The sequence below is a fragment of the Streptomyces sp. SP18BB07 genome (genome assembly GCF_036322545.1).
In the GTDB taxonomy this organism is placed as follows: domain Bacteria; phylum Actinomycetota; class Actinomycetes; order Streptomycetales; family Streptomycetaceae; genus Streptomyces; species Streptomyces deccanensis.
The window spans coordinates 285,876-309,884 of sequence record NZ_JAQYWT010000342.1 but is presented as its reverse complement, the minus strand read 5'-3'; the positions used below and the strand labels follow the sequence as shown (position 1 = coordinate 309,884).

The 24,009-nt window shown below is 71.1% G+C and carries 35 protein-coding genes and 1 pseudogene; 9 read left to right on the top strand and 27 right to left on the bottom strand.

The genetic code is table 11. From position 1 onward, the window contains the following. Positions 1-87: 87 nt before the first annotated feature. From PUR53_RS32490 to PUR53_RS48375, 24 genes are all read right to left on the bottom strand, one after another. Entirely contained in the window at positions 88-765 is a 678-nt protein-coding gene (locus PUR53_RS32490) for an HK97 family phage prohead protease (RefSeq protein WP_329910611.1), read from the bottom strand. Continuing rightward, positions 762-1,976: a phage portal protein gene (locus PUR53_RS32485; RefSeq protein ID WP_329910610.1), complete on the bottom strand. Its 1,215-nt coding sequence runs from the start codon at positions 1,974-1,976 to the stop codon at positions 762-764. Before PUR53_RS32485 ends, PUR53_RS32490 begins: the two co-directional genes overlap by 4 nt. Before the next feature lie 12 nt (positions 1,977-1,988). Continuing rightward, positions 1,989-3,554, bottom strand: coding sequence for a terminase large subunit domain-containing protein (locus tag PUR53_RS32480; RefSeq protein WP_329910609.1), 1,566 nt, complete (start codon positions 3,552-3,554; stop codon positions 1,989-1,991). Further along, positions 3,517-3,813 (bottom strand): hypothetical protein, encoded by a 297-nt coding sequence (locus PUR53_RS32475; RefSeq protein ID WP_329910608.1) that lies wholly within the window; start codon positions 3,811-3,813, stop codon positions 3,517-3,519. Before PUR53_RS32475 ends, PUR53_RS32480 begins: the two co-directional genes overlap by 38 nt. 65 nt (positions 3,814-3,878) lie before the next feature. After that, complete coding sequence (locus PUR53_RS32470; RefSeq protein ID WP_329910607.1) at positions 3,879-4,289, bottom strand: hypothetical protein; 411 nt, start codon at positions 4,287-4,289, stop codon at positions 3,879-3,881. A 10-nt stretch (positions 4,290-4,299) separates the two neighbouring features. Continuing rightward, entirely contained in the window at positions 4,300-4,590 is a 291-nt protein-coding gene (locus tag PUR53_RS32465) for an HNH endonuclease (protein ID WP_329910606.1), read from the bottom strand. A 112-nt stretch (positions 4,591-4,702) separates the two neighbouring features. Next, positions 4,703-4,903, bottom strand: coding sequence for a hypothetical protein (locus PUR53_RS32460; protein WP_329910605.1), 201 nt, complete (start codon positions 4,901-4,903; stop codon positions 4,703-4,705). A gap of 495 nt (positions 4,904-5,398) precedes the next feature. Then, positions 5,399-5,920: a hypothetical protein gene (locus PUR53_RS32455; protein WP_329910604.1), complete on the bottom strand. Its 522-nt coding sequence runs from the start codon at positions 5,918-5,920 to the stop codon at positions 5,399-5,401. Positions 5,921-5,928: 8 nt separating this feature from the next. After that, positions 5,929-6,075, bottom strand: coding sequence for a hypothetical protein (locus tag PUR53_RS32450; RefSeq protein WP_189781260.1), 147 nt, complete (start codon positions 6,073-6,075; stop codon positions 5,929-5,931). Beyond that, positions 6,072-6,824 carry a hypothetical protein gene (locus PUR53_RS32445; RefSeq protein ID WP_329910603.1) on the bottom strand — a complete coding sequence of 251 codons (753 nt, stop codon included), beginning with the start codon at positions 6,822-6,824 and terminating at the stop codon, positions 6,072-6,074. Before PUR53_RS32445 ends, PUR53_RS32450 begins: the two co-directional genes overlap by 4 nt. Beyond that, the gene (locus PUR53_RS32440; RefSeq protein ID WP_329910602.1) at positions 6,821-7,198 is read right to left on the bottom strand and encodes a DUF6907 domain-containing protein; all 378 of its coding nucleotides are present in this window, start codon (positions 7,196-7,198) and stop codon (positions 6,821-6,823) included. Before PUR53_RS32440 ends, PUR53_RS32445 begins: the two co-directional genes overlap by 4 nt. Beyond that, on the bottom strand, positions 7,195-7,563 hold the full coding sequence (locus PUR53_RS32435; protein WP_329910601.1) for a hypothetical protein: 369 nt from the start codon (positions 7,561-7,563) through the stop codon (positions 7,195-7,197). The genes PUR53_RS32440 and PUR53_RS32435 overlap by 4 nt, the downstream gene beginning before the upstream one ends. 96 nt (positions 7,564-7,659) lie before the next feature. Beyond that, positions 7,660-7,869, bottom strand: coding sequence for a hypothetical protein (locus PUR53_RS32430; RefSeq protein ID WP_329910600.1), 210 nt, complete (start codon positions 7,867-7,869; stop codon positions 7,660-7,662). A gap of 71 nt (positions 7,870-7,940) precedes the next feature. After that, entirely contained in the window at positions 7,941-8,567 is a 627-nt protein-coding gene (locus PUR53_RS32425; protein WP_329910599.1) for a hypothetical protein, read from the bottom strand. Further along, on the bottom strand, positions 8,564-8,962 hold the full coding sequence (locus PUR53_RS32420; protein ID WP_329910598.1) for a hypothetical protein: 399 nt from the start codon (positions 8,960-8,962) through the stop codon (positions 8,564-8,566). Before PUR53_RS32420 ends, PUR53_RS32425 begins: the two co-directional genes overlap by 4 nt. Then, positions 8,959-9,216, bottom strand: coding sequence for a hypothetical protein (locus tag PUR53_RS32415; protein ID WP_329910597.1), 258 nt, complete (start codon positions 9,214-9,216; stop codon positions 8,959-8,961). The genes PUR53_RS32420 and PUR53_RS32415 overlap by 4 nt, the downstream gene beginning before the upstream one ends. Further along, complete coding sequence (locus PUR53_RS32410) at positions 9,213-10,556, bottom strand: DnaB-like helicase C-terminal domain-containing protein (protein WP_329910596.1); 1,344 nt, start codon at positions 10,554-10,556, stop codon at positions 9,213-9,215. The genes PUR53_RS32415 and PUR53_RS32410 overlap by 4 nt, the downstream gene beginning before the upstream one ends. Next, on the bottom strand, positions 10,553-11,173 hold the full coding sequence (locus PUR53_RS32405; RefSeq protein ID WP_329910595.1) for a DnaA ATPase domain-containing protein: 621 nt from the start codon (positions 11,171-11,173) through the stop codon (positions 10,553-10,555). Before PUR53_RS32405 ends, PUR53_RS32410 begins: the two co-directional genes overlap by 4 nt. Then, positions 11,157-12,038, bottom strand: a complete 882-nt coding sequence (locus PUR53_RS32400; RefSeq protein WP_329910594.1) for a hypothetical protein — start codon at positions 12,036-12,038, stop codon at positions 11,157-11,159. The genes PUR53_RS32405 and PUR53_RS32400 overlap by 17 nt, the downstream gene beginning before the upstream one ends. Before the next feature lie 228 nt (positions 12,039-12,266). After that, positions 12,267-12,626 carry a hypothetical protein gene (locus tag PUR53_RS32395; RefSeq protein ID WP_329910593.1) on the bottom strand — a complete coding sequence of 120 codons (360 nt, stop codon included), beginning with the start codon at positions 12,624-12,626 and terminating at the stop codon, positions 12,267-12,269. Further along, complete coding sequence (locus tag PUR53_RS32390) at positions 12,623-12,868, bottom strand: hypothetical protein (RefSeq protein WP_329910592.1); 246 nt, start codon at positions 12,866-12,868, stop codon at positions 12,623-12,625. Before PUR53_RS32390 ends, PUR53_RS32395 begins: the two co-directional genes overlap by 4 nt. Continuing rightward, on the bottom strand, positions 12,865-13,287 hold the full coding sequence (locus PUR53_RS32385; RefSeq protein ID WP_329910591.1) for a hypothetical protein: 423 nt from the start codon (positions 13,285-13,287) through the stop codon (positions 12,865-12,867). Before PUR53_RS32385 ends, PUR53_RS32390 begins: the two co-directional genes overlap by 4 nt. Further along, positions 13,284-13,808, bottom strand: coding sequence for a DUF6907 domain-containing protein (locus PUR53_RS32380; protein ID WP_329910590.1), 525 nt, complete (start codon positions 13,806-13,808; stop codon positions 13,284-13,286). Before PUR53_RS32380 ends, PUR53_RS32385 begins: the two co-directional genes overlap by 4 nt. A 17-nt stretch (positions 13,809-13,825) precedes the next feature. Then, positions 13,826-14,116: a helix-turn-helix domain-containing protein gene (locus PUR53_RS48375; RefSeq protein ID WP_443080385.1), complete on the bottom strand. Its 291-nt coding sequence runs from the start codon at positions 14,114-14,116 to the stop codon at positions 13,826-13,828. A gap of 115 nt (positions 14,117-14,231) precedes the next feature. Between PUR53_RS48375 and PUR53_RS32370 the strand changes: the two genes are divergently transcribed. Next, a complete protein-coding gene (locus PUR53_RS32370; RefSeq protein ID WP_329910589.1) occupies positions 14,232-15,041 on the top strand; it encodes a helix-turn-helix domain-containing protein in 810 nt (269 codons plus the stop codon). A gap of 24 nt (positions 15,042-15,065) precedes the next feature. Here PUR53_RS32370 and PUR53_RS32365 read toward each other — a convergent pair whose 3' ends face one another. Together PUR53_RS32365 and PUR53_RS32360 are read right to left on the bottom strand one after the other, a co-directional pair. Then, positions 15,066-16,577 (bottom strand): recombinase family protein, encoded by a 1,512-nt coding sequence (locus PUR53_RS32365; RefSeq protein ID WP_329910588.1) that lies wholly within the window; start codon positions 16,575-16,577, stop codon positions 15,066-15,068. Next, positions 16,574-16,762, bottom strand: coding sequence for a hypothetical protein (locus tag PUR53_RS32360; protein WP_329910587.1), 189 nt, complete (start codon positions 16,760-16,762; stop codon positions 16,574-16,576). The genes PUR53_RS32365 and PUR53_RS32360 overlap by 4 nt, the downstream gene beginning before the upstream one ends. 43 nt (positions 16,763-16,805) lie before the next feature. On the opposite strand from PUR53_RS32360, the pseudogene PUR53_RS32355 reads away from it, so the two are divergent. From PUR53_RS32355 to PUR53_RS32330, 6 genes and pseudogenes are all read left to right on the top strand, one after another. Next, positions 16,806-17,385, top strand: a pseudogene (locus PUR53_RS32355) (ATPase, T2SS/T4P/T4SS family); the annotation flags it as partial. A 268-nt stretch (positions 17,386-17,653) separates the two neighbouring features. After that, a complete protein-coding gene (locus PUR53_RS32350) occupies positions 17,654-18,469 on the top strand; it encodes a type II secretion system F family protein (protein ID WP_329910733.1) in 816 nt (271 codons plus the stop codon). Beyond that, positions 18,466-19,257: a type II secretion system F family protein gene (locus tag PUR53_RS32345; RefSeq protein ID WP_329899714.1), complete on the top strand. Its 792-nt coding sequence runs from the start codon at positions 18,466-18,468 to the stop codon at positions 19,255-19,257. Before PUR53_RS32350 ends, PUR53_RS32345 begins: the two co-directional genes overlap by 4 nt. Before the next feature lie 118 nt (positions 19,258-19,375). Further along, positions 19,376-19,606, top strand: a complete 231-nt coding sequence (locus PUR53_RS32340) for a DUF4244 domain-containing protein (protein ID WP_329899715.1) — start codon at positions 19,376-19,378, stop codon at positions 19,604-19,606. Continuing rightward, positions 19,593-19,982: a TadE family type IV pilus minor pilin gene (locus PUR53_RS32335; RefSeq protein WP_239756383.1), complete on the top strand. Its 390-nt coding sequence runs from the start codon at positions 19,593-19,595 to the stop codon at positions 19,980-19,982. The genes PUR53_RS32340 and PUR53_RS32335 overlap by 14 nt, the downstream gene beginning before the upstream one ends. A 35-nt stretch (positions 19,983-20,017) precedes the next feature. Continuing rightward, a complete protein-coding gene (locus PUR53_RS32330) occupies positions 20,018-20,407 on the top strand; it encodes an Rv3654c family TadE-like protein (protein WP_329910732.1) in 390 nt (129 codons plus the stop codon). 107 nt (positions 20,408-20,514) lie between these two features. Here PUR53_RS32330 and PUR53_RS32325 read toward each other — a convergent pair whose 3' ends face one another. Then, a complete protein-coding gene (locus PUR53_RS32325) occupies positions 20,515-22,989 on the bottom strand; it encodes a DEAD/DEAH box helicase (RefSeq protein WP_329910586.1) in 2,475 nt (824 codons plus the stop codon). Positions 22,990-23,072: 83 nt separating this feature from the next. On the opposite strand from PUR53_RS32325, the gene bldG reads away from it, so the two are divergent. Then, complete coding sequence (gene bldG / locus PUR53_RS32320) at positions 23,073-23,414, top strand: anti-sigma factor antagonist BldG (RefSeq protein ID WP_005475923.1); 342 nt, start codon at positions 23,073-23,075, stop codon at positions 23,412-23,414. Positions 23,415-23,521: 107 nt separating this feature from the next. Further along, positions 23,522-23,953, top strand: a complete 432-nt coding sequence (locus tag PUR53_RS32315) for an ATP-binding protein (RefSeq protein WP_329910585.1) — start codon at positions 23,522-23,524, stop codon at positions 23,951-23,953. Positions 23,954-24,009: the final 56 nt, after the last annotated feature.

Genomic DNA, 24,009 nt, shown 5'->3' with positions numbered 1-24,009 from the left:
GACGGCCACCCGAGGCCGTGGCGCCGGGTGGTCTCGTGCGCGCAGAGCGCAGGGCAGAACTCCCGCCGGACGGCGGGAAGATCAGGGTCAGCGCGCGAGCGCGATCTCCAGCAGCGCGCGGGCCCGACTCGACACCGGCGCAGCTGCGGGCTGCCGCAGCGCTGCGCCGGTGTGGGGGTTCGCGCCGTAGCCGACGATCGCGACGTCGCCGCGGTGGATGTCGTAGCGGTTGATCCGGTACTCGGTGTAGTCCGGGGACCACTGGCCCGACTCGATACGGAACGCGAACGACATCTCATCGACCAGGCCGGTGCGCAGCTTCGGCGCGATGTACGCGACGTCGTAGTCCGCCGGGTCCAGGGCGGGCGCGCGGACCGACAGGCCGTTCGCGTCCTCGACCAGGAACAGCGTGCCGGTGGTGGTGCGGGCCAGACGCCTCAGCTGGTCGTGCCCGAGAACGAGTGGGACGTCGAGGTCGGCGCGAGCCAGCGAGTCGGCGCCCGCTCCCTCGGAGACGATCTCGGTGTACGGGCCGAACATGTCCCACATCTCGTAGGCCTGCTCGTACACGGTGGCGTGCCCGAGGAACTCCAGGCTGCCACCGCCCCCGTCAGCCTCGCGCAGCTGCACGCCGGACAGCCGGGCGCGCACAGCGGCGCGGGACCCGGTCTGCTCGGCGCTGCGCCGCTGCGAGGGGCGGTCGCGGCGCGCGGTGGTGTGCTGTGCCCGTTCGGCCGCTGCAGCCGCGAGCGCGGGTGTGGTCATGGCGTAGCTCCCGGTACGACGGTCGTGGGTTGCGCAGGGACGGACCGCGAGCCGAAGAGCCGGTCGAACTCGGCGAGCTGGTCCTCGGTGAAGGGCGGCAGATTGTCCAGCGCCCGGGCCTCAGACGGAGCGAGCGTCCGGTTGGTGATGCGCTGCCCGATCGTGCGGGCACGGGCCTCGGGGTCCATGCGCAGCAGCGCGTCCGTGTTGAGCTTCACGAACCGCGGGCCGGACACCAGCTTGCGGCTGAACGCGTCCTCGCGGCGGCCCACCGCCGGCCCCAGATTCATGATGAGGAACTGCAGGTTGCGCTGCGTCATGGACGCGTAGGTGATGCTGCTGCCCGACACCGCCACGTCGATCAGGTCGCCGGGGCAGCCGAAGAACCGGGCGATGTCCGAGGCCCCGTACTGGCGGGCCTCCAGGAACGAGGACTGCGACGCCACGGCCTGGATCGGCTTGTACTCCCAGTCCAGTCCGTGGACGAACAGGCCGGAGCTGTCGACCGCAGCGCGGAAGTTCTCGCGCGCCACCCGGGCGGCGTCCTTGTCGACGGTCTTGGCGGTGTTCTTCAGCTCGGCCAGCGGCACGGCCCCGCCGGCGAACCAGTCACGCGCGAACTGCTGCGCCGACAACGTCTCCTCGATCGTCCACGCCGCGTAGGCCACAGGCGACAGGCCCAGCGGCATGCCCGCCACGGTGTACTGCTTCTCGTGCCAGACCTCCCACGGCTCGTACTCCTTGCCGTGGATGACGAACTTGGTGATCGTCGAACCCTTGCCGCGGACCGTGACCGCACCGAGCTCCACCAGGTCGATACGCCCGGGCAGGCCCCGCCCGTCCGGGCCGATGACCCCGGTCCGCTCGGTGATGATCCCGAAGCAGTTGCCGCCCCGGTCCAGGTCGAACTCCGTGGAGTAGACCCACTCCTTGATGCCGACCTCGATGCCGCCCGGGGCGACCAGGACGGGAGGCTTGGGCACCTCCACCTGGATCCCGTTGACGTACCGGTAGACGTCGATCGGGAAGGACGACATCAGGTCGGCGCGCAGGCGCAGGCACGCCCACACCGCGGCGTTCCGCAGGGCCGTGTCGTTGGTGACGTGCACCCTGTTGGTGCGCCCCTCACGAGACCGCGTGAGCAGATCCTCTGCGGAAGTGATCTGCGCGTCGCGGGTGAACGCGCCCTTCAGCCTGGACCAGGCGCCCATGTCCACCTCCCTTCACGCGAACGAGTCCGCGATGTCGTAGTCCTCGATGACGTGCGGGCCTCGGATCAGCAGCGCCCAGCGGGCGAACGTCGCCGCGCACAACGGGCTGATCTCGGTGAGCGAAGTGGTGCGGTCCAGCGTCCAGGCGTCGCCGTTCTTGCGGGTGCGGGCGCCGTTCACCGCAGCGGTCAGCGGCACCTGGTCGATGTGGCGGGCGGTGCCCTGGTTCATCGCGTCAGCCATCTGCCCGCAGGCCTCGACGATGTCGCCGGACCGCATGACGATCAGGTCGCCGCGCTGCGGATGCTCCTTGTCCTTGGGCACGTCGATGCCCGCGGACACCAGGTCGTCGATGAGCGAACCGGCGGGCGTGCCCACCGACGCGATCGCCACGACCACCGGCTTCCACAGCCTGTGGAGCTTCACGATCGCGGGCACCACCCAGTCCGTCCCCGGGCGCCGGGCCACGACCTCCACATGGACCTTGCCGTCGGGGCGCAGCGACGCGGCAGAGATCGACGACTGCGTGCGGTCCTGCGAGACGTCGATGGCGAACGCCACGTCCCGGGTCGGCCGGCTCTTCGCGTCGACCAGCCCGGGCCACTTGCCTTTGGGGACATTCGGGTCGCTCGGCGGCACCGGCTTACGGGTGCGGTTCAGGTACGCCCGGTCGAACGCGCTCGGATCGTCGGCCATCTTCTCCAGCTCGGCCGCGATGACCGCCTCGGTCACCGTGTGGCCGAGCGCCGGGAGAGTCGCCCGCCACGTCGCCGGATCGGCGCGGTCCATCTCCTCCGGCGCGTACCACTCGAAGTAGGCAGTCGCCGGGCGCGCAGCGGCCAGGTCCTCGGCGAGCGCAGCGAACAGCGCCTCGATCAGGGCCCGTCCGACCTTGCGCTTCTTGTTCAGCCACACGCTCTTCGTGGTGCCGCCGGCCGACGCCCACCACAGCTGAGCCCTCGCGCGGGTGAGCATCGCCGGAGAAAACGCCTGCTCCAAGCGGTCGTCCTCGTGCGCGAACGCCTCGTCGATGAACCCCAGGTCCAGCGGCGGCCCGTGGCCGGCCTTCTCCGTGTTCGCCGTGATGCCCATCTTCGAGCGCTTGCCGGGGAAGAGGATCGCCTCGTTGCCGTTCGACTTGCGGATGCGCGCGTACTTCGCCAGGTCCGAGCCGGAGATCTTCTCCCAAAACTCGTCCTCCCAGCGCTGGCGCGCCATGCCCCGGGTCTGCGCGGCATAGACGATGTTCTGCCGCGGCCACGCCATCGCCCGGTGCACCTGCGCGCCCAGGGTCAGCTCTGTCTTGCCCTGCTGCCGGGGCACCGACAGGCCCACCTCACGGTGCACGAACAGCCCGGTGTCCGGGTCCAGTTCGAGGGCGACGTCGCTGACGTACTTCTGCCACGGCATCGGCGGGGCGCCGAGCTTGGTCATGACCTTCCACAGCTTCGGCCCCAGCGAGGGCCGGTCGGGGTGCCGTGGTGTCCCCCAGCGCGGCGGGCACGTCAGCCCATAGCGCTCGTGCAGATCCTCGGCGAACTCAGTCGGGGGAGCCCAGGTCTCCGAGGTCGTCGTCATCGTCAGCGGCCCGCCCCTCCAGCAGCTGGGCGAGCGTCTGCCGGAGCTCGCGGGTCAACTGGGGCAGCAACTTGTCGTCCTGGGGCACAGCCTCCCCGCACGTCTCGCACTCGCCGGTCGCCGCGGCGTCGATCCGGCCGGCCAGCGTGAACGCCAGCTCAGACAGCGACGGCTCAACGCCGACCAGGTCGCCGAGCTGCTCGACGTCCGAGCGGACGGCGTCCTCGACGGATCCCATCGCGACCCCTTCCATGATCATCCGGTCAAGATCGGCCCGGGGGGAGAAAAATGGCAGGGGGGCGCGGGGTTGCGAAATGTCCGATTCTAAAAACCCGGGCGGTCCGTCGGCGCTTCCACCTCGCTGACCTGCGCCTTCGCGAGGTCGTTGCTGTGCTCGGCGGCCAGTGTCGCCACGGTGGACTCCAGTTTGGTCCGGTCGATCAGCCCGCTGAAGTAGCCACACCTGCACAGGACCATGACCTTGCTGGTCTGCCTGCACTCCTTCCACCGCTCGCCCTCGTCGGTGAGCGGGCCGGGCCGTGACTCGGTCTGGGCGAAGACGTGCACGTCGTGGTCCAGGGCCCAGTGGTCCGAGCCGGGCGACGCCGTACAGGTGACGTGCTCGGCCTCGGGCGTCATGCGGTCGCCGTGCGGGAGTTCGAACGGGGTCCGGCCGCAGCACGGGGTGAGCCCGCTGCCGTCGGGTGGGCTGGCGTGCGTGGTCGGCTCGGGCATGGCGTCCTCTCTACGGTCCGGCGAACCAGTCGACGCTCGTGACGAGCTGGGTGACTTCGGACAGGGGCTTGTCGCCCTTCTCGTTGTTGCACTTCCTCAAGCACACCGGACAGCCGGCGTTGCCGTGGATGGGTGCGAGGTTCTCCGGGTCCAGGCGGGCGCCGCCCTTGCTCACGGGGATGACGTGGTCGGCGGTGTCGGATCCGCCGTGGCCGCAGACGATGCAGACGTCGGATGCGGCGAGCAGGCGGGCGCGCATCTGCCGGTACTCGTAGGAGACGAGTTCGTCGCGGTTGGCCATCGGCTCCCCGGGCATGACGAAGGCCCCGCTGGTGGGCGGGGCCTCGGGTGTCTGTGGTGCCGGTTGAGGGCACAGTTGTACACCCGGATCGTGACACGCGGCTGACCTGCGGTCAAGCGGCGTTGCGGGTGGGGCGGTCGGCGGCGAGCGCGGCGACGTCAGCGACGGGGTACCAGGGCTGTCGGTCGGTGCCGCCGGAGCGGGTCAGGCGTCCGCGTTGAACGAGCTTGCGGACGCCGCCGAGGGTGATGCCGAGCATGTGGGCGGTCTGGTGGGCGGTGAGGTGGCCGGGGCGGATGTTGAGCGACTCCATGCCCCAAGGATGAACTACTGGTGCGGGCAGTTCTCGACCCACCACCCGCAGCGTCCGCAGTAGGTGGGCGCAAGGCCGATGAGGGTCAACAAGTGCTTGATCATGACTCGTTCACCTCCTCCGCTACGGTTGGGTGGACGATGCACATAACCCCGTTCGGGTCCGTAGCCCCTCTCGCGCTCTTGCGCCTGCGACGTGCAGCTTCGTCAGATTCGGGGGCAGCCCCTCTCGGTGGGGGAGTGGCCGACCAATCGGACATATGCCATGCGGTGCCGAGCCACAACAGCGGCACCACGTAGACCAGATGCGGGGCACGCGACAGCACCCCGGCACAGGCGACCGCGGCCACCAGGGAGCCCGCCAGCCGCCCCAGGATCACGGCCAGGCGCACGAGCCCGGCCCGCTCCTGGTGACTCGGCGCGGACAGCCACACCCCCCACGCCTCCAGCGCGAACCAGGTACCGCGCGCGAGCTTCCCGCCCGCCCCGGCCGCCTTCACAGGAGACCCACGACCAGGTCACCCGCGTACGAGACGACTGGGGCGAGGACGTACCCGGCGACCCCGGCGACGCTGGACGCGAGCCCCAGACTGACGCCGGCCAGGACTCCGCGCACGAAGTCCCAGCGGAAGCCCCGACGGGAGGACACGGCGAGCATGACGACGGTCGTGACGATGACGACCGCGTGCCCGCCAGGGGTGAGCGCGAGGAACGAGCCCCGCGTGACGTCGGGCGAGGTGCCACCGACGCCGTAGACGAGGACCGCCTCACCGACCATGTTCGTGCCCCACAAGGACCAGTCGGCGGCGGCCCCGATCAGGCCGCCCGCCGAGAGGATGAGCAGGGTCCCGTACGCGAGGCACAGCAGGAACGGCGCGAGCTGACGAAGCGCCTTCGGAGAGAACCGCTTCTTGTGGGAGGCGAACCAGCGGGAGAAGTCCCAGGCGAACAGAGAGAGGCCGACGGTGACCCCGCCGAGGGACACGAGGGCGTACGTGGGAATGTCGAGCGGAGGCATGCGGAGTCCTAGCGGAGGACGGCCACGCCGAGGGCGGCCATGGTGATGATCAGGGCGACGGTCCCGGAGATCTTGGGGACGTCGTGGAGCGCGACAGCGCACAGCCCGAAGAGGGCGAGCAGGGCGGACAGCCCGAAGAACAGACCGAGGATCACGAGCCGACGAGCTCCGCCTGGATGCGTTGTGCGCGTGGCTGGCCGATCGAGTACGTATCCCGCAGTGCCCGGATCGAGGGCGCGCGGCCGTCGGCGAGTAGCTGCTCGAAGTTCTCGCGGGCCCGCGCGGTGAGCTCGTCCTCGGCGCTGTCGGCGCGCGCGTATCCGGGCGGGAGCGGGAGCGTATCCGGTGTATCCCCGTCCGTATCCGGGGCGGATACGTCGTCCTCGGTGCGGTCGTATCGGTCCTGCTCGGCGGCCGGATACACCGGGGTACGCGGCAGCTCTTCGAGGCTCAGGAACGGGCCGAGGACGGGCAGCGTGGGCGTCTCCTCGGCCGACTCGGAGGCCGGTGTATCCCGCTGTACCTCGACGGGCGGGTACGCCTCGGGTGCGGCGGATACGGCGGGTACGGGAGCGGCCTCTTCGTGGTCCTCGCCGAGCCGGTGGACGCGCCACAGGACGAGTGGGGCGACTGCGGATACGGCGACGACGAGGGGTACGTCGACGGGCAGGAGACCGACCTCGACGAGATGGCTCGCGGCGTTCACGCCGATGAGTACGGCGACGACCGCGAGGACGTCCCGGCGGGCCCGGAGCGCGGCGAGCGCGTAGACGTCGAGGGCGGCCGGGACGCCGGCGGCGACGTACTGGCCGAAGCCGCACGCCACCGCGAGCCGGTACTCGGCGGAGGCGAGAACGACGAGGACCGCGACGAGGGCGGCCCACAGGAGCGGGTCGCGCTTCACCGGTCACCTCCGGCGAGGATCCTCGTGAGCTGCTCGGCGAGGCCGCGGATCTGGTCCGCGTAGCTGTCGAGCGAGGCTGCGAGTTGGTACAGGCCGACCGGGGGCAGCGTCCGGCCGGGTGGGTAGACCGAGACGCCGATCGTCGGGCCGCCCAGCTCGGAGTCGGCGAGCGTCGCGTAGGGGGATTGGGCGAGGCAGGCGACGAGGACCTCGCCGCCGCGGAAGGTCAGTTCGACGTCCGGGCCCTTGTGGAGGATGTCGGCGCGGTGGGTTTCGGGCCGGTGGTCGGTGTGGCCGACGCACCAGGCGGGCTCGTCCAGGGTGACCAGGCCGTGGTCGACGGTGAGCAGGGTGATGGTGCGGGTCCCGGTCACTGTCCGTCCTCCCTGGCGGCTTCGTCGGCGAGGAACTGGGCGACGACGGGGAAGGCACGGTCGACGGAGGCACGGGCGGTCCTTTCGGCGGCCTCGGTCTCCTCGGCGCGGAGCCTGCTGCGGAGGAAGTCGGCGTTCCAGCCGATGCTGGCCGGGTCCTCGGCGAGGGCGCCCTTGATGGTGGCGCGGACCCAGTCGGCCCGGCTCTCCATGCGGCGGGCGTGTTCGGGGGTGTCGTGGGGGAGGGTGACGGCTTCGAGGACGGCCTCCAGGAGCTGGCGGAGGTCGTGGGCGTTGCCGGGGTTCTGCGTGGGGGTGGACGGGGAACTTGCGGGCACGCCAGGGCGCGGGGAAAGATCGGCCATAGCCGTGTCTCCTCCTGGTCTAGTCAGGTAGGTGATGCGGTCAGGCCCTTGGCTGGGACGGCAATCCCGGCCTTGGGCCGTCTTCAGTTGTGGGTGCTACTCGGTCTTCTTCTGGTAGGCGCGGATGGCCTGGTTGACGCTCGGAGTCTTGACGCCGAGCTCTCGCGCGACAGCGGCCTGGCTCCCGAGTTCTTCAGCGCCGGCGATGAGGGCGAGGGCCCGTTCGTCGGTGGCTTCTTGGTAGGCCTGCTGGGCGGCTTCCTGCTTACGGACGGCCTCGTCGTGCCGCTCTCTCCATGTAGTCACGTCCCTCCTCGTACCGGAGGTGACTGCCTGACCACAAATATAAGCAGGGGTGCTTATCTGGGTCAAGGTGGTCACGCGGACTGCTTGGGCTGGTAGTGCCAGAGCAGCAGCAGATCCTGCTCGGTCCGGTACGACGTCCCGCACTGCCGGCACCGCACCGGCCCACCCGGCAGCCGGGACAGCTCCGCCCCGCACACCGTGCCCGCGTCGTCCACGACCGCGATGCACGTGCCGAGCCGCTGCGGCCGGGGCGGCGGGTCGCCGACGATCGTCCGCGCCTGCCGCTCCAGCTCCCGCACCTCGCCCGCCAGGTCCCCGGCCGCCGGGTAGTGCGCGGCGATCCACGCCAGCTCCATACCGAGCCACCGGCAGTCAGCAGCCAGCCCGGACGGTGGCGGCGCCCCGTGCCGGGGCCACCGCTCGCGCTGCACGTCCACCCGCCACAGGTGCAACACCTCGGTGGCGCGGGCGGTGTTCACCGTGTCGAGGACGTCCTCGTCGAGCGGGGACCGGGGGCCGGCCGCGCCCTTGGTCGCCACGATCTCGCCCCAGCCGTACCGGCGCGGAACGAGGCACTCGGCGACTTCGCCGTACAGGACAGGCAGTTCCTCCAGGCGCTTCGCCAGGGCCACGGTGTGCCGCTCGCACAGGTGCCCGCGCTCCAGCTGCTCGCCGCACAGTCCGCAGGTCGCGTTCACAAGCCCTCCAGGGGTAGTTCGGCCTGGCCGCCGTTGCGGGCGGCCTCACGGGCGGTGCAGCGGCGACAGACGTCCGGGTGGTGGATGCCGAACGACCCCAGCAGCACGGCCCGCGTGAGCTTGATGTGCTCGGCGAGAGTGCCGTGGGCGGCCATGTCGTCGATCGCTTCGTCCGTCATCAGCGGCTCGTCGAGCGGCACGTGACAGCCACACGGGCAGCCCGGCTCACCGCCGGCGCCGAGCGCGGACAGGTGTGCCCAGCACGAGCCGTGCCGGTGCTGACGGCAGGCCGGGCAGATCGTGGTGTTCTCGCCGAACGGGACGACGACCTTGCCCGGCCGCAGCTCCGAGTCCTGCGGCCGGTAGCCGCGGGAACGGCCTGCCCCGCGCGTCACTGAGCACCGCCGGGCGCCGGGTACCGGTCGGGCCACAGCTGGTGGAGGTGCGCGGCCACGTCCGGGGTGAGCCCGGGGGAGCGGGAGCCGTCCGGCCACGCCCCGGGCCGGGATCGAGGCACGAGCGGTGTGACGGCCTTGGCGTGCTGCTTCGGCGCGGACGTGACCGGCTGTCCGGACGCCATCAGCAGCAGCGCGGCGAGGTCGCCCTGGGCGCGGGCGGCGGCGATGTCCGCCGCGGTGATGGCGCTCACGTCTGCGCCATGTCGACGACGGCCCCGTAGTGCCCTTGGAACGCCGCTGTGATCGTGGTCCGGCTTCCCGCGCGGTGCTTGTCGAGGATCAGGTCGATCTCCCCGGCCCGCGGCGACTCCGGCTCGTACATGTCCGGACGGTGCAGAAGGATCACGATGTCCGCGTCCTGCTCGATCGAGCCCGACTCCCGGAGGTCCGCGATCGTCGGCCGCTTGTCCGCGCGCTGCTCGGAGGCCCGGTTCAACTGGGCGAGCACGATCACCGTGATGCCGAACTCCTTCGCCAGGAGCTTCAGCCCGCGCGAGAGCGCCGACACCGCTACCTGCCGGTTCTCGGCCTTCGGCGCCTGCATCAACTGGAGGTAGTCCACGACCAGGAGGCGAAGCCCGGCCGTGCGGATCAGGTGCCGGACCTTCCCCCGCAGCGAGGCGAGGGTGACCTGCGTGGCGTCGTCGATGTGCAGCGGAGCCGCCTTGATCCGTTCCGCGGACCTGAGCATCCGGGCCACGCCGAGGTCATCGACCTTCCCGGTCGTGATGTGGTGCAGCGGCACCCGGGCGTCCGCCGCGAGGATCGTGTTCATCACCTCGTCGCCGGCCATCTCCAGCGTGCAGAACAGCGTCGGGATCTGCGCGCGGATCGCGGCAGCGCGGGCGAGCCCCAGCCCGAACGTGGTCTTTCCGGCGCCGGGCCGGGCGCCGACGATGACCATCCGGCCGGGGGCGAAGCCGCCGCCGGTGACCGCGTCGAGGTCGACGATCCCGGTCGGGATGCGGTCCGCGAGGGTCGGCGGTGTGACGGCCCGTGCGAGGGCGGCGCCCAGGAGGTCGGCCGCGAGGACCGTGTCCGAGGAGGTGTTGCTGCTGAGGACGCCGTCCAGCGCGGCCTGGATGGCGGGGATGTCCTCGGCGGGGTTGAACGCTGCGGACCGCGCGCGGACGGCGGCATCGTGGCCGACCGCGTATAGGCGGCGCGCGACAGCGGCCTCGGTGATCTGCTGGGCGTAGTACGCGGCGGCCGAGTACGTCGGCTCCGCGTAGCCGTAGAGCACCGCCAGGTCGCTGACGGTGGGCGGGACCAGGGGCAGTTCCCCGGCGGCCTTCCACGCCTGGAGCTGCCTGCCGACGGCCTCCCAGCGGATCTCGCCGTCGGTCAGGGTCTGCCGGATCTCGTCGACGGCCTTCCACACGCACAGGTTGCGGGGGAACTCGAAGTCGTCGGGGCTGAACTCGTCGGCGAGTTCGTCGATGAGGTCGGGCCGGGCCATGACGGAGGCGGCGAGGATCTGTTCGGCGTCGGGGGCGGTGAGGCCGGGCGCGGTGGCGATGTCCTGGGTCATCGGTTGCCGCCCTTGCGGCGGTCGTCGCCATCGAGGAGCACGACGTTCCCGCGGCACATCTCGGCGAGCCGGGAGGCGACGCGGGGCCCGATGATCTCGGTCAGGTTGCTGGGCAGCACGTCAGAGGTGATGACGACGGGGCGCCGGTTGATGTACCGCTCGTCGAAGATCTCGAACAGCCGCTCCCGGGTCCAGTCGGAGGCGCGGGCGGCGGCGAGGTCGTCCACGAACAGCAGGTCGGCGGTCTGGAGCCGCTCGATCAGGCGCCGGCCTTCGGACTGCGCGTCGGGGCGCAGCGCGTCGAACAGGGACGTGGCGCGGGTCGTGGCGATCACCGGGGAGCCCTTCCACGGGATGCCGGGGCCGACAGCGTTCTCGAGCCAGAGGCGGCAGACGCGCCAGGCGGTGTGGGTCTTGCCGACGCCGATGGGGCCGGTGAGGAACAGGCTGCTGGAGCCGGTGTTCCCCAGGGCCCAGTCCGAGACGCGTTCGTCGAACTCGATTTCCTGCTGGTAGATGACCGGGGTCTTGGCGTCGAAACGCCGTGCTGCTTCCACCCAGCGCTCTTCGAGCCAGGACTGGCGGGCGCTGGGGGTGTCGTCAGAACTGGAGGGCATCGCGCTTCTCCTCTTCGGTCATGTGGCGGGGGGCTGTCGGGGGCGCGGTGGTGCGCTGGCCGTCTCGGCGGATCTCCCCGAGGGCGATGTCGAGGCTGGCGCCGGAGATCGCGCGCCCAGTGCGGGCGCAGCGGTCCAGAGCGCGGGCGCAGTCGTCGCGGTCGAAGCCGTTGCCGATAGCGGTACGGACCACGCCGCGGATCGAGATGAAGCTCTGGGCGCGGCCCTTGCCGTGGCGCTCCCAGTAGGCGGCGGTGAGGTCGTCGGCGACCTGGTGCGGATTCGGCTTCCGCTCGGATGGCTTCTTCTGGCGGCGAGCGGCAGCAGGGGGACCGGGTGTCGGTTCGTCGAAGAGAGCTTCGATCTTGCTGCCCTCGACTGCGACGGACTCGTCCGGCGCAGCAGTGGTTGAGGAGGTAGTTGAGGAAGTAGAAGGAGTAGGGAGGTTCTTTTTGGACCGGCTACGGTGCGAAAAAGAACCGCCAACTCCTTCAGTAGCCGGTTCTTTCTGGGACATCGCCCCCGACCCGGGGACAGAGTTGGCGGTCTCGTCTGAACCGGCAACTTCAGAGTTGGAGGTGCTTTCTGGACCGGCTACGACGAGCCCAGGGATGCCTTTGGCGGTCTCTTCTGGACCGGCAACGTTGGGCGAGTCCGCAGGAGTCAGATACCGGAAGCGGTACTTCGCTACGCGGCCGTTGCCGCCACCGCTGACCCGTTCGAGGACCTTCTCCTCGACCAGGCGGGCGAGGATCTTCCGCATGTCCCGGTCGTTCTTGACCATGGCGAACCGCAGGATGTCCGGGTCGACGACGCTGCTGAACGTCTCTCGGGTGACGTCGTTGGCGTCGTCGGCCAGGATCATGGCCGCGAGCTTCTCGCGGTGCGTCAGCGTGGCCGGCGCCCACTTCTTGACCTCGCGGTACAGGGGATACCCCATCAGCGGCCTGCCGCAGGCAGGGAGGCCCGTGCGCCGTGCTGCGCGCTCGTCGGACCCGTGTCGCTCAAGGCTTGCTCTTTTCGTACGTGGCCGACGGGGGAGATGTGGCGTGCGGGGCCCCAGACGGATGTCGGGGCCCCGCACGCGTTCCGGTCAGCCCGGCGGGCGCCCGGGGTTCGATCCGGCGGTCATGTGGGCGTGATCGGCCGTGTACAGCCGCACGTAGCGGGCGACCTCGTCGTGGATGAGCGGGCCCATCACGTTCCCGGCCGGGGCGTGGACCTCGATGCGCTTCGCCGAGAGGTAGAACGCCGCGGCGATGAGCCGGCCGAGCTCCAGGTTGAGGCGGACGGCGTCGGCGCCGAGTCGTACGACGGCGGTGTGGCAGTCGATGTTCCGCCGGGTCTGCTCGCGCAGGGCGGCGGACACTTCGCGGTGGTTGTCGTAGCGGCCGGTGAGGTCCACGGTGAGGACCAGGCGCACGTCGGCCTCGGTGGGCGTGGTGATGCTCACGCTGCCTCCCGGGTGCTGGTGGTGGGCTGGTGGAACGCGGTGCGGATGACGGCGCGCTGCTCGTCGGTGAGCGGCGGGGCCTGGTCGACGATGGCGTCGATGCGGGCCCAGTAGGCGGCGTTCCGCTTGGGGTCGGGGTCGCGTACGGGGCGTGCCGCTCGACGGGCCTGTTCGGCCTCGCTGAGGGCCGGACGGCCGCAGGCTCCCCCTGCGGCCGTCACGGTGCTGGTCGGGGCGGTCATGCGGTCGCCTCGGCGCGCTCGTCGTGCCTCTCGCGGATCAGGTTCAGGACCTGATGGAAGACGCCTTCCGGGTCCTGGGCGCGGTCGATTTCCTCGACGAAGAACTCGTGGAAGTCCCGCCACGAGGTGCTGTCGGACTGGAAGTAGGACTCGTGGAGCCAGTCGAGGACCCAGCCCTCGGTGTACTCGGCGTAGAGCCCGAGGAACGTACGGACCTTGAGGGCCTTGACCTGCCGGGGGTCGTAGACGATGTGGTGTCCGTCGTCGTCGAGCCGGTGGGTGAAGAACGCGTTCGGGCCCAGCTGGGCCTGCTCGACGTGCAGAGTCTTCTTCCCGAGTCCGTCGGGCAGCTGGGCGAGCTGCTCGCACATCCGCTCACGGAAGGCCTTGAGGCCCTCGCGGGTGGTCAGTGTCGTCATGCCGTCGCCCCGCTTCCCGCCTTGGCGGCCTGGACGGTGTCGCCGAGGACTTTGGCGCGGGTCTGGACGAGGTCGGCGTACGTACAGCGGAGCGCTTCGAGCCGCTCCTCGAACACGCCGATCACCACGGCCAGGCTGTCCGGGTCGAGGCCCACGACGTACTCGTCCTCGACGACCTCGAACATGACGTGCGGGAGACGCTCCGACATGACCTTGGCGAACGGGGCGGCCCGAAGGTAGGCCCTGAGGACGTACGCATCCTTGGGTGCACTGACCCCTTCGAAGGGCAGGCTGACCTGGCCGTTTTGGTCGCCGATGCAGCAGACATCGTCGGAGGCCACGGGGCGGCTGCAGTCGATGACCTCGTGCACCACGGTGCAGCCGGGCATGCAGGTGAAGGTGAGCTCTTCCTTGGTGTCCTTGTCGGTGACCGTGAAGGTGCGCGGCAGCGTGGTCAGGGTGGTGTCGCACTGTTCGGTCGGGATGGACGTCGCCGTTGACGCCTGTGCAACCATGTGCATAGAGGTGTTCCGTTCTCTTACTTCGCGGTAGGGATGGACTTCTCGACAGACGCCTCCGGCTGGACCCCGGGGGCGTCGTCGTTTCCGCTGGCAGTCGCTCCCGACTGGACCTCGGGAGCGGTGCTGTTGCTCGCTGTCTGGGCGAGGAGTTGTGCGTCGAAGTCGCGCAGGGCGCTCTCGGGATACAGGTACTGACGTCCGACTTTGGCGCACTTGGGCCCGTAGCCGATGAGTCGCCAGTACCTGACCGTGCTTGGAGCGGTTCGGTAGTGAGCGGCCACCTCGGCGGTGGTGAGGTAGTGATGCATCTTCAACCTTGATGGGGATGGATCTGCGTTGCCTTCTGATGCCCAGCGAGCATGCCCCTCGTGATCGAGGATGTCAACCTTGTCAGGGGTGGATTCGTGGGTACTCTTAATCCCCATGGAGAATCAACGGCAGTCAACGCCTGCCAACGCAGAGGCGGCCGAGTCGGTTGCCGCTCGGCTCCCGTCGGTCCTGGCGATGCGCCTCAAGGGCGCCCGGGTGGCGTCTGGCATGTCGCAGCAGGCCGTGGCGGAGGCCATGGTGGAACGCGGATTCAAATGGCGGCAATCCACGGTCGCCAAGAGTGAATCGGGCGATCGGCCCGTCCTCTTCTCTGAAGTTGCCGCACTTTCCGCCATCTATCGCAAAGATCTGGATTACTTTCGTCATTCTGGCGGAAATCTAGACGAATTGATCGACGCCTTGGAGCGGCAGCTATCGGATACGCGTCGTGATTATCAGGCCCTGCTTTATCAAGTACAGGCTTCGAGGTCTGAGATTGTAATGTTCGAATGTGTTACTGAGCTAGCTCAGGCTATTCGCCAGTATCGAGATACGGGCGACGAGTTCGATCTCGATGTTGCGCTGCGAGATGCCTTCCATCGTCATGGATACATGTGCTTTTCGATGCCAAGCCTGTACGAGGCCGTAGGTATCGATCAGTCCGACATTGAGAACATCGACAGCTGGGCTCTCCGCAAGGTGGCCAGCAACGAGCGCAGGCGGCATCGGTCACTCTCGGAAGAGGAGCTGATGGAGGAGAGTGGCATGCTGCTTAACTCGGTTGCTCAATTCCTTGACGGCGAACAGGTGGATCCCGGATTCATTGCTTCTCTAAGGGAAGGTGATGAATGGGCTTCATTCGCTTGGATGGCACTCGGTGGTCTGCTCAAGAAAAGGATCCAGGTTGAGAGTGAAGGGGAGTAGCCGTCCTTGGTGGCGAGAGTGCCGCTAAAGCCGGTTGCCCCGCTTCCAGCCGAATACGACGGCGTCGTAGTCGAAGTACCCGCCGTCCGGCATCCGCCCCTGCCGTGGCGTCTTCAGCGTCACCGTGACCAGTGACCGCAGTACGTTCCGCTGCCGCTCCAGACCGAGCGCCCGCCACGCCTTCCGTACATCCGGCGCCCCCACCAGATCCACCAGCGGATCCACCGTCGCCGCACGAGCCAGCTGCCGGTTTACGCCATCCAGCTGCGCGCGTGCCGTGTCCATGCCCTCCGTGAATGGCCCCAGCTCCAGCTGCCCCGCGCCGAACAGACCGCCCAGGTCCTTCATCCGCCGGCGGATCTGCTCGGCCTCCGCCTGCAGCCCGGTCACGTCCACGTCGTCCGGGCCGGGCAGCAGCAGCTCGTGCGCGTCGTCCCGCTCCAGCCGCTCGACGATCGTGTCCTCGACGTGCCGGTCCACGATTTCGGCGCGCCGACCGCCGCCGTGCCCGGTCGGGCACCGGTACGACGGATACGACCTGCCGCCGGACTGCGTGACCGTCATGCCCTCGCCGCACTCACCGCGCCCGCACTCGTACAGCAGCGAGCCGACCCACTTCGGCTGGGCCCCGCGGTTCACCGTCCGCCCGGGGTCGGACAGGATCGCCACGACGGCCCTGAACTTCGTCTCGTCGACGATCGGCTCCCACAGGCCGCGCCCCACCTCTTCGCCCTTGTAGACGGCGATTCCGGCGTTCCTCGGGCGCATCAGCATGTGCCGCATGTCGGTGTGCGTGATCGCGTTGCCGCGGGTCGAGGTGAACCCCTTGTCGGCCGCCCACCTCACGCACCCCCGGATCGAGCCTCCGGCGAGCAGTGTGTCCGTCCAGTGGCGCAGCGCCTCGGCCTCCTCGGGCACGACCTGGTTCATGTCGAGGACCGGTGCCTCGACCTCCTCGCCGGTCTTCCGGTCGACCTTCGTCTTCGTCTCCCCGGTGGGCACACCCCAGCCGAACGGGCGGATCCCGCCGGACCACTCGCCGGCGAGGGCCCGCTGCTGCCGGGCGCGGGCGACACGGTGCCCCTTGTGCTCGGACTCCTGGCGGGCGACGGCGCCGAGGATCCGCGCGGTCATCCGCCCGGACGGTGTGGCGAGGTCGATCGTTCCGGCCTGCACGGTGTGGGTGGAGATGCCGCGCCGGTCGGACAGCTCGATGTACTCCTCCAGCTCGACGATCGAGCGGGTGAGCCGGTCGGTGTGCCAGACGATGACGACCGTGGCGGTGCCCTGCTCGAGGTCGGCGAGCATGCGCCGGTAGTCCTTGCGGAGCTTGCCCGAGTAGGCGCTCACGTCGTTGTCGACGTACACCTCGACGACGTCCCAGCCGTTGCGTTCCGCGAGGGCCCGGCAGTCCTGCTCCTGGCGCTCGACGCCGAGGCCGGCGCCGGTGCGGTCCTGGCTGATGCGGCAGTAGATGACCGCGCGGGTCTTCCCGCCTGCCGCGACGTCGACGGCGCTGCGAAGGGCGGGGCTCACGACTCCTCGTCCTCCGCCTCGTCGGCCTTCAGCGCGTGGTCCTTGATGTCGTCGGGGGTCGGCTGCGGGACGTCGACGGTCCAGCCGCTCGCCGCGAGCTCGGCGCGGATGACCACGCTCTGTTCCTCGGCGGTGGCCTCGTCGTCGGTCTCGGGTTCGCGCTGGTAGCTGAGGTCGTCGCTCATGCTCCCGAGTCTGCCCGAAGAGTGGTGTCTCTGTCAGAGGTTCGGGAAGACCACGTTGCTGAGCGCGCTGCTCGGTCTGGTCGACCCCGGGGAGCGGATCGTGCTGGCCGAGGACTCGGCGGAGCTGCGGCCCGACCATCCGCATGTGGTGCGGTTGGAGGGCAGACCGGCGAACCAGGAGGGCGTGGGCCTCGTCGAGCTGCGGGACCTGGTGCGGCAGGCGCTGCGCATGCGCCCGGACCGGCTGGTGGTCGGCGAGGTGCGCGGACCCGAGGTGGTGTCGCTGCTGGCCGCCCTGAACACCGGCCACGAGGGCGGCTGCGGAACGCTCCACGCCAACGCCGCGGGCCAGGTGCCGGCCCGTCTGGAGGCCCTCGGCACGGCCGCGGGGCTGGACCGGGCCGCGCTGCACAGCCAGTTGGCGGCCGCGCTGTCGGTGGTCCTGCACCTCGTACGGGACCGGGACGGCCGACGGCGGATCGCCGAGGTGCATGTGCTGGAACGGGACGGTTCGGGACTGGTGGTGACCGTGCCGGCCCTCCGCTGGGGCGAGGCGGCGTTCGTGTACGAGCGGGGCTGGGAGCGACTCCGGGGGCTGCTTCGGGGTGGGGCGCACGGCCGATGGGACGAGACCTCCGGCGGGACGCACGGGCGGACTGAGGAGCTTCCGGACGGGCTGCGCGGCCGGGGCGACGAGAGGTCGGGCGGGGCGCGGGGTCCGGGTGATGAGGCGTCGGGCGGGGCGCGCGGTGGGGATGGCAGGGCTTCGGACGGGGCTCGGGGGCGGGGCGGTGGATTGCCGGGCGGGGTGTTCAGCCGGGCCGGTGGCTTTCTGGAAGGGAGTGAGCGGCGGTGACGGGGGTCGGGGAGATCTCGGGGGTGGTGGCCGTGATGTGTGCCGGGGCCGCGGCGTGGATGTCGGACGCGGGGCGGGGCGCCGAGGTGCGGCGGGCGCGGTCGTTGCTGCCGGGTGGCGGAGCCGTGGGGCCGCCGCGCTGGAAACGGGTCGTCGGCCGGGTGCGGGCACTGGGAGCCGAGTGGTGGGCGCCGGTGGCCGGGTTGGTGATCGCGGTGCTCGGGGCGTCGGTGCTGCCGGTCGTCGCGGGAGCGGCCGGGGTGCCGCTCCTGAGGCGGGTGCGGCGGGCGGCGGAGGAGCGTCGGGTCCGGGAGCGGCGGGGCGATGCCGTGGTCGCGCTGTGCGCGTCGCTCGCGGGGGAGGTACGGGCCGGGCGGCAGCCGGGCGAGGCATTGACGCGGGCCGCGCGGGACTCCGCGGGGCTGGGCGAGGCCCAGGCCGCGGTGCTGGCGGCGGCTCGCTTCGGCGGGGACGTGCCCGGTGCCCTGGCGGACGCGGCACGGCAGCCGGGTGCCGAGGGGTTGCTGGGGCTCGCGGCGTGCTGGCGGGTGGCCGTCGACCGGGGCGCTGGCCTCGCCGCCGGGCTGGACCGGCTGGAGGGCGCCCTGCGCGCCGAGCGAGACCAGCGGGCGGACCTTCGCGCCCAGTTGGCCGGCGCACGATCGACGGCCGTGATGCTCGCCGGGCTTCCGGTCCTGGGCCTGCTGCTGGGCACCGCGCTCGGCGCCGACCCGCTGCACGTGGTGCTGCACAGCACGGCGGGGATGGCCTGCCTGCTCGTCGGCACCGTGCTGGAGGGCGCGGGCCTGTGGTGGGCGCTGCGGATCGTCCGGGGAGCTGAGGCGGCGTGAGCGGTGAGGTCGTCCACAGGCTGGGGGTGGCCCTCGCCGTGATCGTCGGACTGTGGTGGCTGGTCCGGTCGTTCGACACCGCGCGACGTCGGCGAAGGCTGCGCGCCCGGCTGACCGCGGTGCTCGCCCTCGCGGCCGGGCCGCCCCGGCGGAACCTCGTGCCACAGGGGGCCCTGCGGCGATGGCTGCCGGTCGTCGGCGCGGTCGGCGCCGGGTGGGTGCTCGTCGGCGGGCTCGTGGGGCTGCTGCTGGGGCTGGCCGCCGGAGTCGGGGCCTGGCAGTGGCTGAAGAGGGCCCGGCGCGCGGGCGGCGACCCGGGCGAGGCGTACGACGCCGCCGAGGCCGCACGCCAGCTGCCTCTCGCCGCTGATCTGCTGGCCGCCTGCATCACGGCCGGGGCGAGCCCGGTGGTGGCCGCGCAGGCCGTGGGCGAGGCCCTGGGCGGACCCGTGGGCGGACGGCTGGCCAGAGGGGCCGCGGAGGCCCGGCTCGGGGGAGAACCGGCCGAAGCGTGGCGTTCGTTGGCGGCGCTTCCCGGCGCCGGAGCCCTGGCGCGGCTCCTCGAGCGCGCCGACGAGTCCGGGGTGCCGGCCGCCTCACCGGTCGCCCGCCTGGCCGCCGAGGCCCGCGCCGAATGGGGCCGTGCGGCGACGGAGCGCGCTCGCCGGGCCGCTGTGATGGTCACCGCACCGGTGGGGCTGTGCTTCCTGCCCGCCTTCATCGCGGTGGGCGTCCTGCCCGTGGTCATCGGCTTGGCGGACGGTCTGTTGGGAGGAGCTGTGCGATGACGGGGCGGATGTCGGAGGGCGGGGCGCGTGGGCCGCCCGACGAACAGCGGTGATCAGCAGATCAACAGATCAGCAGTCATTTGAGTGGTCGACGGAACAGAACCTCACGGGGGTTGAGATGTACAAGGCAGTAGAGGCAATGCAGGCGGTGCGGGTCCGGGTGGTGGGGGCCGTGCTGTGCCGGGTGCGGGCGGCGCGGAGGGACGCGGGGATGGTGACCTCCGAGTACGCGGTGGGGATCATCGCGGCCGTGGCCTTCGCCGCGGTTCTGTACAAGGTGGTGACCAGCGGGCAGGTCCAGGCGGAGCTGCAGCAGATCGTCGGGCGGGCCCTCAATGGCGGGGCGTGAGCCGCGACGGCTGCGCGGGGCGCTGGGCCGCGACGACGGGTTCGTGACGGCGGAGGCGGCCATGGCCCTGCCGGTGATGCTGCTGCTCGCGACGGCTCTGGTGTGGGCTCTGCTCGCCGCCTGCGCGCAGATCCAGGTCGTGGACGCCGCTCGGGCCGGTGCCCGGGCGGCGGCCCGCCAGGACCCGCCGGGGGCGGTCGTGGCGGCAGCGCGGAAGACGGCGCCCGACGGGGCGGAGGTGCGCGTGGGCCGGGAGGGCGACTTCGTACGTGTCGTGGTCTCGGCCCGTGCGCCGGGGCCGAACGGACTGGGCCTCGACCTCAGCCATGCGGCCGTGGCGCTGGCGGAGGAGACGGTGGGGGAGGTGGGCGGGTGAACGCCTACTCGTGGTTCGGCCGGTGGCTCGGGGGCGTGCGCTCGGTCCTGGGGCGGCGGGTCGGTGCGGACAGAGGGTCCGCGACCGTCTGGGCGGTCGGGGCGATCGCGGTGCTGTGCGCGGTGTTCGGTGCCGTACTCGCCTTCGGCCAGGCCGTCGTGATCCGGCATCAGGCGGAGGCGGCGGCCGATCTCGCGGCCCTCGCGGCTGCCGACCACTGGACGAAGGGCGCCGAGGGGGCCTGCTCGACGGCGGAACGGGTGGCGCTGGCCCAGGGCAGCCGACTCGTGCGCTGCGAGGTCGAGGGAGAGATCGCGGACGTCACAGCAGCCTCGGGTACGGCCCCGCTCACCGCCGAGTCCAGGGCACGCGCGGGACCACCGGGCCCGGCAGCCGGCTGGGAAGCACCCAGGGGCGCCCCATGAGGGGCGCGGGGAACTGCGCGATCAGCCACACACCACCGGTGATCGCCGGATCTGGGAAGTCCCCGAGCTCTGAGGCGCCCCGCCCCCGGGTCGAGGCACCCCGAGCCTCACGGCACCCGGCCCTCCGGCGGAGCCGTCGGCGCGGTGCGGAGCAGTTCGGTCAGGAGGCGTACGGCACCCCGTTTGTGCAGCGGATCGTTGCCGTTGCCGCACTTGGGGGACTGGATGCAGGACGGGCAGCCGGCGTCGCACTCGCAGGAGGCGATGGCCTGGCGGGTGGCGGTGAGCCAGGCACAGGCCGTGTGGAAAGCGCGCTCGGCGAAGCCCGCGCCGCCCGGGTGGCCGTCGTAGACAAAGACCGTCGGGAGGAGGGTGTCGGGGTGCAGCGGGACCGAGACGCCGCCGATGTCCCAGCGGTCGCAGGTCGCGAAGAGGGGCAGCATGCCGATCGAGGCGTGTTCGGCGGCGTGCAGGGCGCCGCCGAGGATCTCGGGGTTGATCCGGGCCGCGTCGAGCTGGTCCTCGGTGACGGTCCACCAGACGGCGCGGGTGCGCAGCGTACGAGGAGGGAGGTCGAGTTTGGACTCGCCGAGCACCTCGCCGGTGATGAGGCGGCGACGGAGGAAGGAGACGACCTGGTTGGTGACTTCGACGGAGCCGTAGCACAAGCGGCCGTCGCCCCAGGGGACTTCGGTGTCGGTCTCCAGGACGGAGATGGCGGTGGTGTCGCGGGCGACCGTCGAATAGGGCGGGTCGGCCTGTTGGACGAGGGCGACGGAGTCCTCCAGGTCCAGTTCGCGCACCAGGTACGTACGGCCCTGGTGCAGGTGGACCGCGCCCTCGTGGACGGTGGTGTGGGCGGCGCCCGCGTCGACCGTGCCGAGGAGGCGGCCGGTGCCGGTCTCGACGACCTGGATGGGGCGGCCGCCCTGGCCCCGGATGTCGGCCAGGTCGGCGGCGCGCTCGCGGCGGGTCCAGTGCCAGGCCTTGGCCCGGCGGCGGAGCAGTTTCGCGGACTCCAGCTGCGGCAGCAGGTCGTCGCAGGCGGGGCCGAAGAGGGCCAGGTCCTCGTCCGTCAGGGGCAGTTCCGCGGCGGCGGCGCAGAGGTGGGGGGCGAGGACGTACGGGTTGTCGGGGTCGAGGACGGTCGATTCCACCGGCTGGTCGAACAGGGCCTCCGGGTGGTGGACCAGGAAGGTGTCCAGCGGGTCGTCGCGGGCGATCAGGACGGCGAGGGCGCCCTGGCCGGAGCGTCCGGCGCGGCCGGCCTGCTGCCACAGGGAGGCGCGGGTACCGGGGTAACCGGCGATGAGGACGGCGTCGAGGCCGGAGATGTCGACGCCGAGTTCGAGGGCGGTGGTGGCGGCGAGGCCGAGGAGCTCGCCGGAGTGGAGGGCGCGCTCGAGGGCGCGACGTTCCTCGGGGAGGTAGCCGCCGCGGTAGGCGGCGACGCGGCGGGCGAGGGAGCGGTCCACCTCGGCGAGGCGTTCCTGGGCGATCACGGAGATCAGCTCCGCGCCGCGCCGGGAGCGGACGAAGGCGACCGAGCGGACGCCCTGGACGACGAGATCGGTGAGCAGGTCGGCGGTCTCGGCGGTGGCGGTACGGCGTACCGGCGCGCCCTTCTCGCCGTGCAGCTCGGTGAGTGGGGGCTCCCAGAGGGCGAACACCAGTTCACCCCGGGGTGAGGCGTCGTCCGCGACCTCGGTGACCGGGACGCCGGTGAGGCGGCGGGCGGCGACCGAGGGCTCGGCCGCGGTGGCGGAGGCGAGGAGGAAGACGGGTTCGGCGCCGTAGCGGGCGCACAGGCGGCGCAGGCGCCGGAGCACCTGGGCGACGTGGGAGCCGAAGACGCCGCGGTAGGTGTGGCACTCGTCGATGACGACGTACTTCAGGGCGCGCAGGAAGGAGGACCAGCGGGGGTGGGAGGGGAGGATGCTCCGGTGCAGCATGTCGGGGTTGGTGAGGACGTAGTTGGCGTACTGGCGGACCCACTCGCGTTCCTCGACGGGGGTGTCGCCGTCGTACACGGCCGGGCGTACGGCGTTTCCGAGAGGTTGTGAAAGTTCCTTCACGGCTCGGCACTGATCCGCCGCGAGGGCCTTGGTGGGGGCCAGGTAGAGGGCGGTCGCGCCACGGCCGTTGGGCGCCTCGGAGCCGTCCAGGAGGCGGGAGAGTACCGGGACGAGGTAGGCGAGCGACTTGCCGGACGCGGTGCCGGTGGCGACGACGACCGATGCGCCGTCCAGCGCGTGCTCGGCGACGCGTGCCTGGTGGGCCCAGGGATGTTCGATTCCGGCGGTCTGTACGGCGGCGACCACTTCCGGTCGGATCCGGTCGGGCCAGACGGCATGGCGACCCGCACGTGGGGGCACATGCTCCGTATGAGTGATGCGCGAAGCCCGGCTCGGCCCCGAGGCGAGCCGGTCCAGGACCGTGCCCGGCGAGGGGCTGGAGGCGGTGTCCGTCGGGGTTCGATCGGATCGGTGATTCTTGGCCATCGGCATCGAGTGTGTCACCGGCGTGACGGACAATGGAGCCAAGGCGTCGTGCACGCCTGCCGGTAAGTGATTGAATGCCATCGCGGCTGGCGAACCGTCCCGGGGGCTTTCAAGCCGAGGTGTCCCGAGGGGCGAACGCTCGATAGCAAGGTGCTGGAGGATCCGTGGACCTGTCCCTGTCGACCCGTACCGTCGGCGATCGTACGGTCGTCGAGGTCGGTGGCGAAATCGACGTTTATACCGCGCCCAAGCTGCGTGAGCAGCTGGTCGAGCTGGTCAACGACGGGAGTTTCCACCTCGTCGTCGACATGGAGGGCGTCGACTTCCTCGACTCCACCGGGCTCGGCGTACTGGTGGGCGGCCTGAAGCGAGTACGGGCCCATGAGGGCTCGCTGCGCCTGGTGTGCAACCAGGAGCGGATTTTGAAGATCTTCCGCATCACCGGTCTGACCAAGGTGTTCCCCATTCACACCTCGGTCGACGAAGCGGTGGCGGCCACTGACTGATCACGTCCGTCCGGGCCCCGTGCCCGGACGGCCACAGACGAGTGAGGGGGACCGGGCCCGCGCGGCCCGGCCCTCCGACAGCACGCCCGTAGTTCCGAGGGGGATGCATGGCCACCGTTGAACTCCGCTTCAGCGCGCTGCCCGAGCACGTCAGGACCGCCCGACTGGTGGCGGCAGCGGTGGCGCGCAGGGCCGGAGTGGACGAGGCCGTCCTCGACGAGGTCAGGTTGGCCGTCGGCGAGGCGTGCACCCGTGCCGTCGGACTGCATCAGAGCAGCGGTATCTCGGCGCCGGTGCGGGTGTCGCTGATCGAGGAGGAGAAGCAGTTCTCCATCGAGGTGGGCGACGAGGCGCCGCACGCCGTGCCCGGTGACCGTTCATCGGGTGCCGGGGACGCGGACGTCGAGGTCGAGGAGGACGACATGGGCCTCGCGGTCATCAGCGGCCTCGTCGACGACGTGGAGGTCACCGCCGGCGAGAACGGCGGGCTGATCCGTATGACCTGGCCGACGACACCGTCGGTCGCGGTCGTGCCCTGATCGTCCTCGAGCGTCGATCCTCACAACTTCAAGCAGTATCGCGAAGGGTCCTGCTG